The sequence below is a fragment of the Bacillus pseudomycoides DSM 12442 genome, from assembly GCF_000161455.1.
Taxonomy (GTDB): domain Bacteria; phylum Bacillota; class Bacilli; order Bacillales; family Bacillaceae_G; genus Bacillus_A; species Bacillus_A pseudomycoides.
In genome coordinates this window covers 4,618,486-4,634,041 of sequence record NZ_CM000745.1, presented here as the reverse complement: position 1 = coordinate 4,634,041, position 15,556 = coordinate 4,618,486, and the positions used below count along the sequence as shown (strand labels likewise).

Here is a 15,556-nt window from a genome sequence, read left to right as displayed (position 1 = left end):
TTTTTGATGAGGTTTATTTAAATGATGGGAAGGGGAGGAAATAAGATGACAAATATAAAAAAGATTGCGGAAATTGCCGGTGTATCAGTGTCAACGGTTTCACGTGTATTAAATAATCATCCGTATGTAAGTGATAAAAAGAGGCAGGAAATTTTAGCAATCATTGAAGAGCTAAATTACACCCAAAATGTGAATGCGATTCATTTAGTAAGAGGAAAGACGAATGTGATAGGTGTTATTTTGCCGCATGTAAATGATCAATATTACAGTGCAATTATTGAGGGGATTTCTAAAGAAACGGCCAAAAAAAATTATAATATGATGCTCTGTCAGACGAACTATAGTGCCGAAAAAGAACTTGAAATTTTGCATATGTTAAAAATGAAGAAGCTTGATGGTGTAATTATATGCTCGAGAATGAATGGCTGCAAAACAATAGAAGAATATACAAAGTTTGGTCCGATTGTAACATGTGAAGAAATAGAATCTAAGTGTATTTCTAGCGTACATATTGATCACTATAAGGTGTTTTCGCAGGGGATGAAATACGTAATAGAAAACGGACACGCCCACATTGGATATTGTATTGGCAGAAGTCATAGCGTAAATAGTCAAAAACGAAAACAAGCTTATGAGGAAGCGCTTCAGGAGATTTCTATAGAATCTCGAGAAGAATGGAAGTTTACAGAGCATTTTACAGTAGAGGATGGTCGTGAAGTGATAAGAGCGTGGATTAACATGTCTGTGAAACCAACAGCATTTCTCGTTTCTTGTAATCCAATCGCAGCAGGTATGGTAACGGAAGCAAAAAAACAAGGAATTCGTATTCCTGAAGATCTTGCAATTATTGGGTGCGATGACCAAGAGGTGGCTGATGTGTTAGGAATTACAACAATTGCTCATTCTAGTAAAGTAGTTGGTGCGAAAGCATTTGAAATATTATATGAGAAGATAGAGGATGAAAAAATAGATGTGAAGAACATTGAACTTTTACCACAGTTGACCCTTCGTGAAACTACATAATGCATAAAGTATGAAAATCGCTTTTCGAAAAGGCGTTTGGTATAATTAGGGACAATCTATGAGGCTAAAAGGGGTTTTGACATGAGATCCAAATTAGTAAAAGGAATTTTACTCATTACAATTGCATCTTTTTGTTTATTTGCATATGGTTTTATTTCGGGGATTAATGATGTATTAAATCCGAAAGCTTCAAATTTAACTATGAAGACAGCACAAAAACAAGTAAAGGGGAAACAGCACCCTGGAACATTACAAGTTGTCAGTTTAGGCGATTCTTTAACGCGTGGCGTTGGAGATAAAGAAGGAATTGGCTATGTGGGACGAGTGAAAGAAAGTTTGCAGAAGGACTACAAACAAAAGGTAGCGTTAACGAATTTAGCTGTTAGTGGTGCGAAAATGCCGGATTTGTTGAAACAAATAGCAAGTAGTGGTGCACAGTACTCAATTAAGCAAGCGGATCTTATCATTTTAACAATTGGAGGAAATGACTTATTTCCAGGATGGGAATCACTTGGAAAGATAGATCTAGAAACATATCGCCCTAATACAGAAACATTTCAAAATCAGGCAAAACAAATTTTAACAGAAATTCGAAAGCTAAATCCAGATAGCCCGATTTTCTGGCTCGGTTTATACAATCCTTTTGAGGATGTTGAAGATTTAAAAGGTTCTTCATCCATTGTTGTAGATTGGAATGCATCTTTAGAGAAGTTAGCAATAGATAATAAAAATGTATATATAACGCCAACGTTTGATCTGTTTCAAAACCGAGGGAAAGAATTATTATACTCAGATCATTTTCATCCGAATGAAATTGGCTACTCATATATGGCGGATCGCTTATTACAAGGCGTTGTAAGTAAGCTGAAGCTAAATGAAGGAGGGGCGAAATGACGACGGTACTTTCAGTACGAAATGTGAAAAAGGTCATTGGGAAAAAGACGCTTGTTGAAAACATTTCATTTGATGTGAACCAAGGAGAAGTGTTTGGATTTTTAGGACCAAATGGAGCAGGGAAAACAACAACAATTCGGATGCTAGTTGGTCTTATTAAAGCGACTGAAGGTACGATCTCTATTGGTGGTTATAATATTAAAGAGAACTTTCGAGAAGCGATGCGGCAAATTGGTAGCATCGTGGAAAATCCAGAGCTCTATACATATTTAACAGGGTGGGAAAATTTAAAGCAATTTGCACGTATGCTTGGCGGTATATCAGATGAACGTATTTTAGAAATTGCAAAAATGGTTCATTTAGATGAACGTATTCACGATAAAGTGAAAACGTATTCTCTGGGTATGAAACAACGCCTTGGAATCGCGCAGGCTCTTCTTGGAAACCCGAAACTCCTTATACTAGATGAACCAACAAATGGCCTAGATCCAGCTGGTATAAGAGAGATGAGGGAGTTTATACATAAGCTTGTGAAAGAAGAAAACATGAGTGTCTTTATTTCGAGTCACTTACTAAGTGAAGTACAAATGATATGTGATCGTGTCGCTATTATTCATAAGGGAAAAATGATTACAGTTGCACCTATTGAAGAGTTGATTAAAACTGCGAGCGATCGTGTTGAATGGATTGTTACACCGATTTCCCGAGCATTAGAACTTTTAAAAACTTCAAAAGAAGTTAGGGAAATTAGCATAGATGATGAACGTTTATTGTGCCGAATGGATATTAATACAATTAGTGCTTGGAATAAACGCTTTGTAGAAAACGGAATAGATGTACATAGCGTGAAGGAGCTTGTATTTACACTAGAAGATTTATTTATTGAACTCACAGGGAGTGAGAAACATGCGTGAAATTGCGAATCTTGTTTTAAATGAATCAGAAAAAATCTATCGAAAGAAACGTATTGTTGTCGTCATGCTCATATTGGCAATCTTAATTCCTTTGTTTGTTTATGCACAGTATCGTGAAGTGCAGACAACGCAAAAACGCCTTGGTACGAGCGATTGGAAGGTAGCACTTCAGCAGCAAATTGTTGATTCGCAAAATCGTTTAAATAATTCTAGGTTGCCAGAAGAATGGCGGGATTGGCTGAAAGTACGAGTGGAGCAGCAACAATATTATTTAGATCATGATATTAATCCAACAGCACCAGGAGCACCAACGTTTGTACGAGCATTCATTGAACAAGGAATTACATTGTTTATTCCGCTACTTGTAATGATTGTTGCAATTGACATTGTATCGGGAGAACGAAGTGATGGAACGATGAAGATGCTTCTAACGCGGCCGATTCGACGCTTTAAAATTCTTCTCAGTAAATATGTGACGATGTTGTTATTTATCTCACTTATATTGCTCTTGGTGGGGATTTTCTCCTATGTATTATCGGGCGTTGTTTTCGGATATGCCGGGTGGAATTTACCGGTACTGACGGGTTTTGGAATTGATAAAGAAACATTGAATACAAATTTTGTCCACCTCATTCCGCAGTGGCAATATATTTTAATGGCATATGGATTAGCTTGGTTTGTTGCGATTGTTGTGGGAACCATATCCTTTATGGTTTCTGTGTTAATTCGTAATACACCAGCTGGTATGGGAGTCATGCTAGCGGCGTTAATTGCAGGTGGTATCTTAAGTTCCTTCGCAACGTCTTGGGAAGGGGCAAAATATATTTTTAGCGTAAATTTATCGCTCACAGATTATTTATCAGGGAAGTTACCGGCATTGCAAGGTCTATCGATGAGCTTTTCATTGATGAATTTAACAGCTTGGGCTGTAGTTTCTCTTATCATTTCATTTGTCGTATTTACGAAGCAAGACATGGTCAATTAAATGAATAGGAAGTGAAGAGATGGAACATATTTTAAAGAATGATTGGGAGCCGTTACTTGCACCAGAATTCGAGAAACCATATTATCAAAAACTAAGACAGTTTTTAAAAGAAGAATATAGTACCCATGTCATATATCCGAAAGCCAATGATATTTTTAATGCACTACATTATACAAGTTATAAGGATACAAAGGTTGTTATTTTAGGACAAGATCCATATCATGGACCAGATCAAGCGCATGGGTTAAGTTTTTCTGTGCAACCTGGCGTGAAAACACCACCATCACTGCAAAATATGTATAAAGAATTGCATGCAGATCTTGGTTGTGAAATTCCGAATAACGGTTATTTAGTGAAATGGGCAGAGCAAGGCGTATTATTACTTAATGCGGTGTTAACTGTGAGACAAGGGGAAGCAAATTCTCATAAGGGAAAAGGATGGGAGCATTTCACAGATCGTGTTATTGAACTGTTAAATGAACGTGAAAAACCTTTAATTTTCATATTGTGGGGGCGCCATGCACAAGCAAAGAAAAAACTGATTACAAACTCGAATCATCATATTATTGAATCTGTACATCCAAGTCCTTTATCAGCAAGACGAGGTTTCTTTGGCAGCAAGCCGTTTTCAAAAGTAAATGACCTCTTATCTAGTATGGATGAGAAAAAAATTGATTGGCAAATTCCAAATCTATAAAAAAGGTAGCTAACAGTCATTCTGTTAGCTACCTTTTTTAATCACTGCGGTTCATTTTTTAATTTTGCATCTAGTACAAATGTACCAAATGGGATAACGGAAGCAATCAACGCACCTAAAGCCCATAAGATAGACTTACGATGTACGATTGTTACTTGAATCACGGCAAAGATGAATAATATAAATAGAACGCCATGAGCCATACCTGTAATTTTAACTGCTGTTGCAAACCCCGCAAAGTATTTTAACGGCATCGCTACAAATAATAGTAGTAGAAAGGAAATCCCTTCGACTAATCCAATTGCTCTTAATCTTCCGATTGGTGTAGATAACATAAAAGTGCCTCCTTAAACATGCGCTTGTATATAGTAAATTTGTATTCTTATTCCAAATAAAATAGTATGTTTTGTTTCATTATATACAAAAACAAAGTTTACACTACGAGAATGTTGTAAAGTTCAAAATATCTTCACAAAGCTACGTACATTTAAATAAAAACCCATTTGAAGTATTTGACTTCAAATGGGTTTTGTGAATGCATCTATATAAGTACAAAAAACCTTTCCTTTTAGATGGGAGAGAGCATCCGTCCATGCATAGAAGCGGTTAGGTCCTTTTTTAGCCCCATGCCCCAAGTTAAAAAAAGGGGGAAAATGAGTGCAGGTCACCTTTTGTTTTCAAAGCAGTAACTTGTATGTTGAAAAATTTATATATTAAACAAGAACTTCGGTTTTTAGCACAAATTTCTCTACAACTTTAGCAACGCCATCATTCATATTTGTGTCTGTTACGTAGTTTGCAATTTCTTTAATGTCATCTGGAGCATTGCCCATCGCAACACCAAGGCCAGCGAACTCGATCATTGTTTGATCGTTGTAGCTATCGCCCATTGCGATTACTTCCTCACGCTTAATACCAAGTTTTTGAATCAATTGATTTAAGCTTGTTCCTTTTGTTACACCAGCTTCTGTGAACTCTAAGAAGTATGGTTTTGAACGCATTACACTTAGTTTGCCTTCTAGTTGTTTTTGAAGTTTTTTCTCTACTTCTACAAGGCGTTCAGCTTCTTTATTCATTAATACTTTTACAACAGGTTCTTGTACAGCAGTGATAAAGCTGTCTACTTCAATAATTGACATGCCTGTAAGAGTTCCTTCAATTTCTGTATATGGATTATTTTCTTCCGTTATAATATCATCGCCCATATACGTATGAATCCAAACATCTTCTTCTTTACTAATTTCATATAGATTGTGAACGATTTCAGGAGATAGTGTACTGCTGAATAATTCTTCATCCGTTTTACAATTAATAATTTTTGCACCATTAAACGATAAGATGAAGCTTCCATATTCTTCTAGACGAAGCTCCTTTGCAATATGACGCATACCAAATGTTGGGCGGCCAGAAGCAAGCACAACTTTTACACCTTGTTCTTGAGCAGTCATTAAGGCCTGTTTTGTACGTTCTGAAATCGTATGGTCATCACGTAGTAAAGTATCATCTAAATCTAAAACAATCATTTTATAAGACATATAGAAAGTTCCTTTCTTTGTTGAAAGTTGATATTGTTAGAAATTCGTTCTAGCAAAACGATGAGGATTAAATAGTAAGACATCGAACCTCTTTAAAGGTACATAAATTGAAAAAAAGATAGAAACCCTTCCTTTTTAGATGGAAGAGAGTATCCGCCCATGCATAGAAGCGGTCAGATCCTTTTCCTGCCACCACGCCAAGTTAAAACAAAGGAAGAAAATGAGTGCAGGTCATCTTTTGTTCTTAAAGCAGTAATGTATATGTGAAAAACCAAAAACCTGATTGGTGATGGAAGTTTCATTTTATATAGTGAGCCTGATTACTGTATTGTTAGTATATATTATCATGGGCATATTGCCCATGATAATTCTATCCTAACAACTCTGAAAGTAGAGTGCAATAATGGAAGTTTTCCAATTTACGATGGTTGTTTTTCCTTTGAACGGGAAAATAAAACTTCAAGCAAAATAGCCATGACAGAACCAAGTACAAGGCCATTGCTTAAAAATGATGCTAAAAATGGTGGCAGGGTCGAAAATGCCTGCGGCGGGACAAACATAACCCCGATTCCTGTGAAAAGAGACAGACCAGCGACGCGGAATAAACGCTCTTTATTTTCTACGGTGTCATATTCACGGAAGGCAAGACCAATCATACTTGCAAATACAGGATAAATAGCAGCATATCCAACGGCGACAGGAATAGCGGCGAAGAATGATGTAATCTTTGGAAATATACTAATTACAATAATAAAACTTGATCCTAATAGGAAAGGAAGGCGTTTATAAATATTTGTTGTTGCAATAAATCCAGCTGAACCTGAAATAGCTACTGGTCCAATTGCTGAGAAAAGACCACCTAAAAGCTGATTTATGCCCGTTATAATTCCGGCATGTTTGAATCGATTTTGAACTGCACCTTCTTCATATGTAGAAACAACCTTTTGCACAACACGGATGCTTGCCAACATGTTCGTTAAGAGCAACAGTGTGACAAAGACAACGGTAATTGCCATGTTCCATTCGATACGAGGCAATCCAAACACGAATAGAGACGGTAGACGGATGAGATCTGTTACCGGTGTAACCTGATTAGATAATCCGAAGCATGCAAATAGGATCCATCCAAAGACAATGCTGAACAGAACAGAGTATTGTCCAATAATAGGTAGCTTCAGAATAAAAAAAGATAGTAAAATAACAATGAGTGAAAGAATAAAGACGTTTGCTTGTACTTCAGTATGTTGTCCATCAAGGCCGAACATTCCTTTTAGAAAAGAACCGCTGAGCTGGGCAACGAGAAGGAATAAATATGTTCCAATTACTGTTGGTGTAAAATAACGGACAAGTTTATCAATAAGTCCAAAAATACTAAGGATAATACAGATGATGCCGCTTAACAGAAATGCGTATTGTAAGACGCGGAGTGTTTCATTATTTGATCCAAATAATACGACACCTAAACTCGCGTATAGTGAGAAGATTCCCCACCAAAGACCAGCTGGCCCTTCTTGAATCGGTAGCCTATGACCAAATATAGCTTGCAGAAGGCCAGCAAAGCCAAGAACAAATAACGTTCGTTGTACAAATGCAATTGCTTCAGCACCTTCAAGGCCATAACTAGCAGCAACACTAATTGGTACAATGAGGCTACCGGCCAAAATAAATAATGCCCATTGCAAGGCAGAAAGAAATGTTTTCATTATATCAACCTCTTTCGTAGATTCCGCTTCTAGTATATACGTATTTCATTTCCTCTGGCAAAGATTGTAGTAGAGAAAAGAGTTGAAGAATGAGATGAATGCACGCAGGCAATTATGGATTGCAGTTATATGTATGTGTTTTGTTGTAGTTCTTGGAACAATCGGATTTATGATGATAGAAGAGATTAGTTTGTTTCAAGCCTTTTGGATGACAATGATTACAGTATTAACGGTTGGGTATGGAGATGCAGTTCCATTAACACAAGATGGGAAGATTTTTGCGCTTCTTATTATTCCTGTTGGTGTAGGAATTGTTACATATGCAATCGGGGTAGTAGCAGCAATGATTATTGAGGGGAATTTATTTCATGCAGTGCGGAGGAAGAAAATGGGCAAACAAATAGCGCAAATACAAGATCATATTATTGTATGTGGTTGTGGTAGAGTAGGACTTCAAGTTGTACACGAATTACAGGAAAAGAATATTCCATTTGTTGTTGTTGATAAAGAAGAAGAAGTACTAGAGAAAGAAAAGCTTTTATATGTACATGGTGATGCCACGGAAGATCAGGTGTTACGTAAGGCGGGAATTACAAGGGCTGCTGGCTTAGTAGCGATTGTTGCAAATGATGCTGAAAATGTATTCATTACATTAACAGCACGAGGATTAAATAGTACAATTAAAATTGTGGCTAGAGCTGAAAAGCCAGAAACGGAAGGGAAATTACGCCGTGCTGGTGCCAATAAAGTTATTAATCCATCCAGTATGGCTGGAATTCATATTGCAAAAGGAATCGCAAATCCGTTAACGGTTCATTATATTGATACGGTACTTTATGGAACAGATCAGGCTTTTGCAATAGAGGAAGTTCAAATTGGCGAAAGGTCTTTTTTAATTGGAAAAACATTGATAGAAAGCAATGTGAGAAATCAATTTGATGTTACAATTTTAGCGATTTTACGAGATGGAAATATTATTCATAATCCAACAGGGCAGGAAAAATTACAAGAACATGATATGATAATAGTATTTGGTCCAGTAGAGAAGCTGGGGCAATTTGAGAAAGAACTACAAAGTACGAGGTGATTAGGAATGCAAATATCGAGCGATAAAATTTTAAATAAAATGGCAAATGAAGTTGCGAAAGCAAAAAATAGTGAAGGACGAAAGGCAAAAGAACATCTTTTAGTGGTTCGTGCTTTATGTGATTTATTATTAGATGAACAGATTGAAACTTCTGCATATGTAGAGCCAAGGCTACAATCACAAGTTATAACACCACATCCGACGATGACGGTTCAACCGATTGCGGCGGTTTCTGGAGAACCTGTCTATATAAAAGAAGATGGTGCAAATGGTAATTCGTTATTTGACTTCTAAAAGCTAAATTGGTTGGCTAATATGTAAAAATTTCTTATTATAAAGATAAAAAAGGGGAATTCCAATGAAAATTTTCTTCTTATTGGGCTGTATTACAGCCGGGTTATCTGTCGCGTTAGGTGCTTTTGGTGCACATGGTTTAGAAAATAAGGTTTCTGCAAAAATGTTAGAAGTTTGGAAAACAGGTGTTACATATCAAATGTTTCATGCTGGAGGATTATTTGTTGTTGCGTTATTAATGGATAAGATTCAATCTTCTCTTGTAAGCACAGCAGGCTGGTTTATGGTAGCGGGAATTATTATGTTCTCTGGAAGTCTATATGCATTAAGTACGACGGGGATTAAGTTTTTCGGACCGATTACACCACTTGGTGGTGTAGCGTTTATTGTAGGCTGGATTTTACTAGGAACTGCAGTTGTAAAAGGATTATAAAGACAAAAACAAAAGCTGGCAAATGCCAGCTTTTTTTATGGTCTTGGAGCATAGGTTGCTGGTTGGCTAGGTAAATACGTGATTTCTCCAGGGAATTCTACATAATCTAAGTAAATCATAAGTAGTAAGAATCTTTTTCCGGATTTTGGTTCGCTGATGACGATGTGATCACGTCCAGCTGCTTCAATAATACCTGTATAGGATTGTGTGCCAAGTGAACTGCCGCGCTCATATGTCATAACAATAGTTGCTGGTTTTCCTTTGTTTAAGCGAAGGATGTTTTCAATATATGATTGCTCTAGTGGGAGCATACCTTGAGATACTGCAAGTTGTGCTTGGGCAGTTTGTTGCTGCATAGCTTGCTGTTGCATAGCTTGTTGCTGCTGCGGCGTCATTTGTTGTTGTGGTTGCATATATCCCCCTGAAGGTTGATAAAAACCCGTTCCATAGTATGGATTTTGTTGCTGTGCCATTACAAGTCCCTCCTCATTTTCATTCCTTAATATACTGCTGGGCAATCCCCGGCGGATGGTTGAAAGAAGCAGTGTTTTTTAAAACGGCCTGAATTTTGTTGATTATACCAAGTTGGTGGACAAGCACCTTCGGGCCTAAAAAACCATAAAGCAAAATTGGCAGGCCAAAAACGTTGCCCTTCAATTGTACGCCTTGCAAGGGCAATGTCCTGTTCACGGGCTCGTTGATAAAAGTATCCTTTTTGCGTTGCTTCAAAACCACCCGGATTTTGATAAACCATTTGGCGTAAATTCCGTATTTGTTTAAAATCTAAGCAATTTCCTCGAACTCGATTTACACCTACATTTCCAACCATCAGCATGCCTTGTTGCCCTTCGCCTTCAGCTTCTGCACGCATGAGTCTAGCTAATAATTTTACGTCTTCTTCTGTATAGTTGATAACGCCCATTATGTCTCACCTCTCTTTATGGATTGCACTAGAGAAAGAGGTTTATTTCTAGATGAATTGTGGAGCAATTACTAGTTCATACGTATGAGGAAAAGGACCCAGATATGACAACCAAACAAAGTTTTAGGGAGGGGAATTTTAGCGTTAGAGGGAGAAAGATAATGAAAAAGCTAGCAAATGTGCTAGCTTTTTTATGAATTAGAATATTTTTGACCACATATTTGAGAAGAAATCACCGATTGATCGCATTGTTAATACGAACCAATTTTCCTTTTCTACTTCTTCTGTTGTTTTTGCAGCGATTTTCATCTTCTTACTTCCGTCTAAGAAACCGTATTGATCAGTTGATTCTAAAACAAGTGAACCTACTTTAGCATCTTTTTTGATTGGCGCAACTAATTTCCCATCTTCGGCAAGTGATTTATCTGCCTCAGTAGAAACTTTATAAGATGGTTTACTTCCTTTTTTTGAGATCACCGTTATCTCTTTTTCAGGTGTCACAGTTACAGTATCTTCTTTTCCTTTTACAACAGAAATTGTATTGTTTTTATCTATTTTTAATTTCTGCTTTTCAAAGTTATTAAATCCGTAATCAATTAATTCGCGTGATTCTGTGAAACGTTCATCCATTGATTTTGTTTTAATAATAACGGAGATGAGACGTAGATCACCGCGTTTTGCAGAAATTGTAAATCCATACCCAGCTGTATCTGAACTTCCCGTTTTTAAACCATCTGTTCCTTCATAAGCAAAAGCAGCACCTGGTAACATCCAGTTCCAGTTTTCCATGCGAATTGGTTTTGGATGGTTATCTGGAAAGTTTCTAAATCTTTGTTTTGTATCCTCTAGTATTTCTGGATACTTTGTAATAATTGTTCTTGATAGAATACCCATATCGCGAGCTGATAAGGAGTTTTCTCCATTCGGATCTGTTCCTTCCGGATGTTTTCCTTTTAAATCAGCATTATTTAATCCAGTCGCATTTACAAATTTATATTTCTTTAACCCTAGTTTTTTTGCGTGTTCATTTGCAAGGTTTAAGAAATTTTTTTCACTTCCCGCAAGAAGTTCAGCAAGCGCAATGCTGGATCCATTTGCAGAGAAGATAACAATAGAATGATATAATTCTTTAACTGTATATTGTAGGCCTTTTTCGAAAGGAACGTTAGAGAATTCATTATTACGGGAAATTTCATAAGCGTAATCAGAGATGTTTACTTTTGTATCCCATGTTATTTTTCCTTCTTTAATTGCTTCCAAAACGGAGTAAACAACAATAAGTTTTGACATGCTAGCAATAGCTAGTAATTCATCTGGATTTTGCTCATGCAGTATTTTTCCTGTATCTGCATCAAAAAGAATGGCAGCCGCCGCTTCTATATGTATTTTTTCTTCTGCATGGGAGGTTGTTACTCCTAAGGAAGAAAATGACAATAGAAACACTAGTAAAATAGATAAAATTTTCCTCATATACATTATCACCTTCGCATCGTTATTAGCATATAGCTCGTACCATTTTAGCATGATTTTGAATATAAGAAAGTTATAATTTAACAGGGGATTTGACGATTTCTTGTCTAATATTGCTTGAATTTGACGAAAAAAGAGGATTTTGAAGAGTTTTGATAGGATATTAAGAAAAAGGAACGAATTTCGTTCCTTTTTTGTACTATACGTATAAAAATTTTGCTACTTTTTCGCGTGGTAAGATGTTACCAACAAAGAATGTTCCGAATTCACCATAGCGAGCACTTACTTCATCAAAGCGCATTTCGTATACAAGCTTTTTAAATTGAAGGATGTCGTCAGCGAATAGCGTTACACCCCACTCGTAATCGTCAAAGCCGACAGAACCTGTAATAACTTGACGTACCTTACCTGCATATTGACGACCAATTTTACCATGGCTGTACATAAGTTTTTTGCGTTCTTCCATTGGAAGCATGTACCAGTTATCATCACCTTGACGACGCTTGTCCATTGGATAGAAACAAATATGATTTGCTTCTGGTAATTCAGGGTATAAGCGTGCTAGGATTTGAGGGTTTTGGTATGGATCTTCATCAGCTGGAAGGTAGTTACTTAACTCAACAACAGATACGTAAGAGTATGCAGGAACCATATATTCAGCTAATGTTGTTTTATTTAATTCTGTTTCAATTTCATTTAATTCTTCCATTGTTGGACGTAAAATCATAAACATAATATCCGCCTTTTGACCAACGACTGTATACATTGCATGACTACCTTGTTTTGAGGATGCGACCTTGTTCCATTTTTCGATGACGTTTAAAAATTCAAACATTGCTTGTCCGCGTTCGTCACTAGATAATGTTTTCCAAGCTGCCCAGTCGATAGAACGTAAATCATGTAAACAATACCAACCATCTAACGTTTTTGCTGCTTCACTCATTCTATTCACCTCAGTTAATGATATTTTACACGTTAACTATAGCATATATAGGTTTAAAGTCACCTGTGTAAAGCTTGGGTGCATAAAATTGTCACATTTTAAAAATGCTAGGAAGAGAATATGTATAAATCCATTTTGTTTTCACTTGGCATGGGGTGGAAAAATTTCCTGATTGCTTCTATGCATAGCCGGATGCTCTCTCCCATCTAAAAAGAAAGGTTTTTCATCAATGTTTTATAACAAATTAACCATGCTGAATTTTATGAAAATATAATCATTTTTATTTTGCCTATTTTTTAAGAGCTATAAGTTTAAAATATAGATGAAAAGAAGTATTCTTAAAAGTAGAGTTTTTTTAACATTTGTAGGAGGGTTTATTCGTGAGCGATTTATTTACAGCAGTAAAAGAAAAAGTTCAAGGAAAAGGTATTTCTATCGTACTTCCTGAAGGAACTGATGAAAGAATTTTAGGCGCTGCAGAGCGTTTAGCAAAAGAAGAGTTAGTAAAGCCAATCTTAGTTGGGAATAAAGAGGAAATTAGTGCAAAAGCTGCTAGCATGAACTTAACATTAGCAGGTGTTGATATTTATGACCCAGCTACATATGAAGAAATGGATGCAATGGTAGCATCTTTCGTTGAACGCCGTAAAGGGAAAGCGACAGAAGAAGATGCACGTAAAATCCTTAAAGACGAAAACTACTTCGGTACAATGCTTGTATACATGGGTAAAGCACACGGTTTAGTAAGTGGTGCAGCTCATTCTACAGCTGACACAGTTCGTCCAGCACTTCAAATTATTAAAACAAAACCAGGTGTTACAAAAACTTCAGGCGTATTCATCATGGTACGTGAAGATGAGAAGTATGTATTCGCTGATTGCGCAATCAATATTGCACCAAACAGCCAAGATTTAGCTGAAATTGGTATTGAAAGTGCGAAAACTGCTGAGTTATTCGGCATCGATCCACGTGTTGCAATGTTAAGCTTCTCTACAAAAGGTTCTGCGAAATCTCCAGAAACAGAAAAAGTTGTAGAAGCAACTCGCATTGCGAAAGAAATGGCTCCTGAATTAACATTAGACGGTGAGTTCCAATTTGACGCTGCATTCGTACCATCTGTAGCTGAGAAAAAAGCACCAGGTTCTGTTATTAAAGGTGATGCTAACGTATTTGTATTCCCAAGCTTAGAAGCTGGTAATATCGGTTACAAAATTGCACAACGCCTAGGTAACTTTGAAGCAGTGGGACCAATCTTACAAGGCTTAAACATGCCAGTAAACGATTTATCTCGCGGTTGTAACGAAGAAGAAGTGTACAAGCTAGCTTTAATTACAGCAGCTCAAGCACTATAATTAAAAAGCCCCGCTATATAGCGGGGCTTTTATTACTTTTCGAGATCAAGTGCTTTATTATTGCGATCGATGATACGTTGTAAATTCATTTCGTACAAAGGAACTTCATCAACTGTTAATTGTGATGGTGTTAATTTGGGTGCGAAATGCTGTAATGTTTTTAACAGGCGCATCATTAAGTCTTGAACGGTAATCGTTTCACCAAGTAGTTCAGACAATGAGGCCATTGTACTTGGAACAATTTCAGGATACGTGAATCTTGTTTCTTTTCCTTGAATTGCTAAGTTGTAGAAATCACGAACAAGTGCCGCGCGTTCGGAGCCACTGCCTGTAGCACATAAATAAATTTGTACGGCAATCCCTCCGCGAATGCGGCGCTGTGAAATACCTGCGAATTTTTGATCACGAATACTTAAATCATAGCTACCTGGACAATAAGAGCCAACGATTTCTTTTGCCTCGATATCGACATCGTAATCTTTTAACATTTCCTTAATTAAATGCCACATCGTATCGTATCCAAGATCGATATCAATTCCTTTTTCTGTTTCTTGGAATAGAAGTGATATATTTAAAACCCCTTCATCAAGTACGACTGCAAGACCACCTGAATTGCGGACAATGACATGGAAGTTGTTCTTTTTTAAAAAGGAAATCCCCTCATTTAAATGAGGAAGGCGAGAATCTTGAATGCCAAGAACAATTGTATTGTGATGAACCCAAGAGCGCATTGCTGAAGCAGATGTACCATTTCCGATTGTTGTACATAGCGTATCATCCATTGCAAATGACTGTAGAGCATGAAAAGTCTGGCCTAAACTAGACTGATCCACGATACGCCACTCTGGTTGAGATAAAATCGAACGGGAATTGCTCATATAACTAACCCCTTATCTATAAAATGACAATCTTTATTATAGCAAACATGGAGCAAAATGATGTAGTGGTTGACGGAAAGAAAATGAAATATGAAGGTAATGTAATTATTGGCGATGTACGTAAATATGCAGATATGTACGCAATCGTAAGCGATGTAGCATATCAAACAATTAGTCAGTCAGTAAAAACAATTGGGGTAGTAGCATGTAAAGGAAATCCGAAAAAAAGAGATTTCCCAGATATAAAGAGAGAGTCTAAAATATATAAATTCATTTTGATTTTTCAACATATAAGTCGCTACCTCGAAGAACAAAAGGTGACCTGCACTTGCTCTCTCTCACCTAAAGATTAGGTTTTATGTCGGTTTTTCAGTTTGTACTTATATAGAAGAAGCTTATATGATTGAATCAAAATAAAAAGGATGC

The 15,556-nt window shown here is 36.8% G+C and carries 17 protein-coding genes and 1 pseudogene; 10 read left to right on the top strand and 8 right to left on the bottom strand.

The annotated features are described in order from the left end of the window. The first annotated feature begins 45 nt into the window (after positions 1 to 45). The 5 genes from BPMYX0001_RS23585 (at position 46) to BPMYX0001_RS23565 (ending at position 4,513) form a co-directional block, all read left to right on the top strand. Positions 46 to 1,023 (top strand): LacI family DNA-binding transcriptional regulator, encoded by a 978-nt coding sequence (locus BPMYX0001_RS23585; protein WP_018764878.1) that lies wholly within the window; start codon positions 46 to 48, stop codon positions 1,021 to 1,023. A gap of 81 nt (positions 1,024 to 1,104) precedes the next feature. After that, complete coding sequence (locus BPMYX0001_RS23580; protein ID WP_003202379.1) at positions 1,105 to 1,917, top strand: SGNH/GDSL hydrolase family protein; 813 nt, start codon at positions 1,105 to 1,107, stop codon at positions 1,915 to 1,917. Continuing rightward, positions 1,914 to 2,831, top strand: a complete 918-nt coding sequence (locus BPMYX0001_RS23575; protein ID WP_018782402.1) for an ABC transporter ATP-binding protein — start codon at positions 1,914 to 1,916, stop codon at positions 2,829 to 2,831. Before BPMYX0001_RS23580 ends, BPMYX0001_RS23575 begins: the two co-directional genes overlap by 4 nt. Beyond that, positions 2,824 to 3,816, top strand: coding sequence for an ABC transporter permease (locus BPMYX0001_RS23570; RefSeq protein ID WP_033799268.1), 993 nt, complete (start codon positions 2,824 to 2,826; stop codon positions 3,814 to 3,816). The genes BPMYX0001_RS23575 and BPMYX0001_RS23570 overlap by 8 nt, the downstream gene beginning before the upstream one ends. A 19-nt stretch (positions 3,817 to 3,835) precedes the next feature. Next, positions 3,836 to 4,513 (top strand): uracil-DNA glycosylase, encoded by a 678-nt coding sequence (locus tag BPMYX0001_RS23565; protein WP_006096715.1) that lies wholly within the window; start codon positions 3,836 to 3,838, stop codon positions 4,511 to 4,513. A gap of 41 nt (positions 4,514 to 4,554) precedes the next feature. Here BPMYX0001_RS23565 and BPMYX0001_RS23560 read toward each other — a convergent pair whose 3' ends face one another. From BPMYX0001_RS23560 to BPMYX0001_RS23550, 3 genes are all read right to left on the bottom strand, one after another. After that, positions 4,555 to 4,848, bottom strand: coding sequence for a DUF3817 domain-containing protein (locus tag BPMYX0001_RS23560; RefSeq protein WP_003202389.1), 294 nt, complete (start codon positions 4,846 to 4,848; stop codon positions 4,555 to 4,557). Between the two features lie 378 nt (positions 4,849 to 5,226). Continuing rightward, positions 5,227 to 6,048, bottom strand: a complete 822-nt coding sequence (locus tag BPMYX0001_RS23555; RefSeq protein WP_003209257.1) for a Cof-type HAD-IIB family hydrolase — start codon at positions 6,046 to 6,048, stop codon at positions 5,227 to 5,229. A 419-nt stretch (positions 6,049 to 6,467) separates the two neighbouring features. Further along, entirely contained in the window at positions 6,468 to 7,751 is a 1,284-nt protein-coding gene (locus tag BPMYX0001_RS23550; RefSeq protein WP_006096712.1) for a purine/pyrimidine permease, read from the bottom strand. Positions 7,752 to 7,845: 94 nt separating this feature from the next. On the opposite strand from BPMYX0001_RS23550, the gene BPMYX0001_RS23545 reads away from it, so the two are divergent. The 3 genes from BPMYX0001_RS23545 to BPMYX0001_RS23535 all read left to right on the top strand — a co-directional run bounded on the left by BPMYX0001_RS23545 (position 7,846) and on the right by BPMYX0001_RS23535 (position 9,565). Then, a complete protein-coding gene (locus BPMYX0001_RS23545; protein WP_006096710.1) occupies positions 7,846 to 8,838 on the top strand; it encodes a potassium channel family protein in 993 nt (330 codons plus the stop codon). A 6-nt stretch (positions 8,839 to 8,844) separates the two neighbouring features. Then, positions 8,845 to 9,132 (top strand): YwdI family protein, encoded by a 288-nt coding sequence (locus BPMYX0001_RS23540; RefSeq protein WP_006096709.1) that lies wholly within the window; start codon positions 8,845 to 8,847, stop codon positions 9,130 to 9,132. Positions 9,133 to 9,196: 64 nt separating this feature from the next. Then, positions 9,197 to 9,565: a DUF423 domain-containing protein gene (locus BPMYX0001_RS23535; protein ID WP_003202398.1), complete on the top strand. Its 369-nt coding sequence runs from the start codon at positions 9,197 to 9,199 to the stop codon at positions 9,563 to 9,565. Between the two features lie 35 nt (positions 9,566 to 9,600). Here BPMYX0001_RS23535 and gerQ read toward each other — a convergent pair whose 3' ends face one another. The 4 genes from gerQ to hemQ all read right to left on the bottom strand — a co-directional run bounded on the left by gerQ (position 9,601) and on the right by hemQ (position 12,900). Beyond that, complete coding sequence (gene gerQ, locus BPMYX0001_RS23530; protein ID WP_003202400.1) at positions 9,601 to 10,038, bottom strand: spore coat protein GerQ; 438 nt, start codon at positions 10,036 to 10,038, stop codon at positions 9,601 to 9,603. 26 nt (positions 10,039 to 10,064) lie between these two features. Continuing rightward, positions 10,065 to 10,487, bottom strand: coding sequence for a cell wall hydrolase (locus tag BPMYX0001_RS23525; RefSeq protein WP_003202402.1), 423 nt, complete (start codon positions 10,485 to 10,487; stop codon positions 10,065 to 10,067). 198 nt (positions 10,488 to 10,685) lie between these two features. After that, the gene (locus BPMYX0001_RS23520) at positions 10,686 to 11,963 is read right to left on the bottom strand and encodes a serine hydrolase (RefSeq protein ID WP_006096707.1); all 1,278 of its coding nucleotides are present in this window, start codon (positions 11,961 to 11,963) and stop codon (positions 10,686 to 10,688) included. Between the two features lie 193 nt (positions 11,964 to 12,156). Next, on the bottom strand, positions 12,157 to 12,900 hold the full coding sequence (hemQ, locus tag BPMYX0001_RS23515; RefSeq protein WP_006096706.1) for a hydrogen peroxide-dependent heme synthase: 744 nt from the start codon (positions 12,898 to 12,900) through the stop codon (positions 12,157 to 12,159). Between the two features lie 380 nt (positions 12,901 to 13,280). On the opposite strand from hemQ, the gene pta reads away from it, so the two are divergent. Continuing rightward, entirely contained in the window at positions 13,281 to 14,252 is a 972-nt protein-coding gene (gene pta / locus BPMYX0001_RS23510; protein ID WP_003202407.1) for a phosphate acetyltransferase, read from the top strand. Between the two features lie 32 nt (positions 14,253 to 14,284). Here pta and lipL read toward each other — a convergent pair whose 3' ends face one another. After that, positions 14,285 to 15,130 (bottom strand): octanoyl-[GcvH]:protein N-octanoyltransferase, encoded by an 846-nt coding sequence (gene lipL, locus BPMYX0001_RS23505; RefSeq protein WP_033799267.1) that lies wholly within the window; start codon positions 15,128 to 15,130, stop codon positions 14,285 to 14,287. Between the two features lie 41 nt (positions 15,131 to 15,171). On the opposite strand from lipL, the pseudogene BPMYX0001_RS23500 reads away from it, so the two are divergent. Next, a pseudogene (locus tag BPMYX0001_RS23500) lies at positions 15,172 to 15,393 on the top strand (lipoprotein BA_5634 family protein); the annotation flags it as partial. Positions 15,394 to 15,556: the final 163 nt, after the last annotated feature.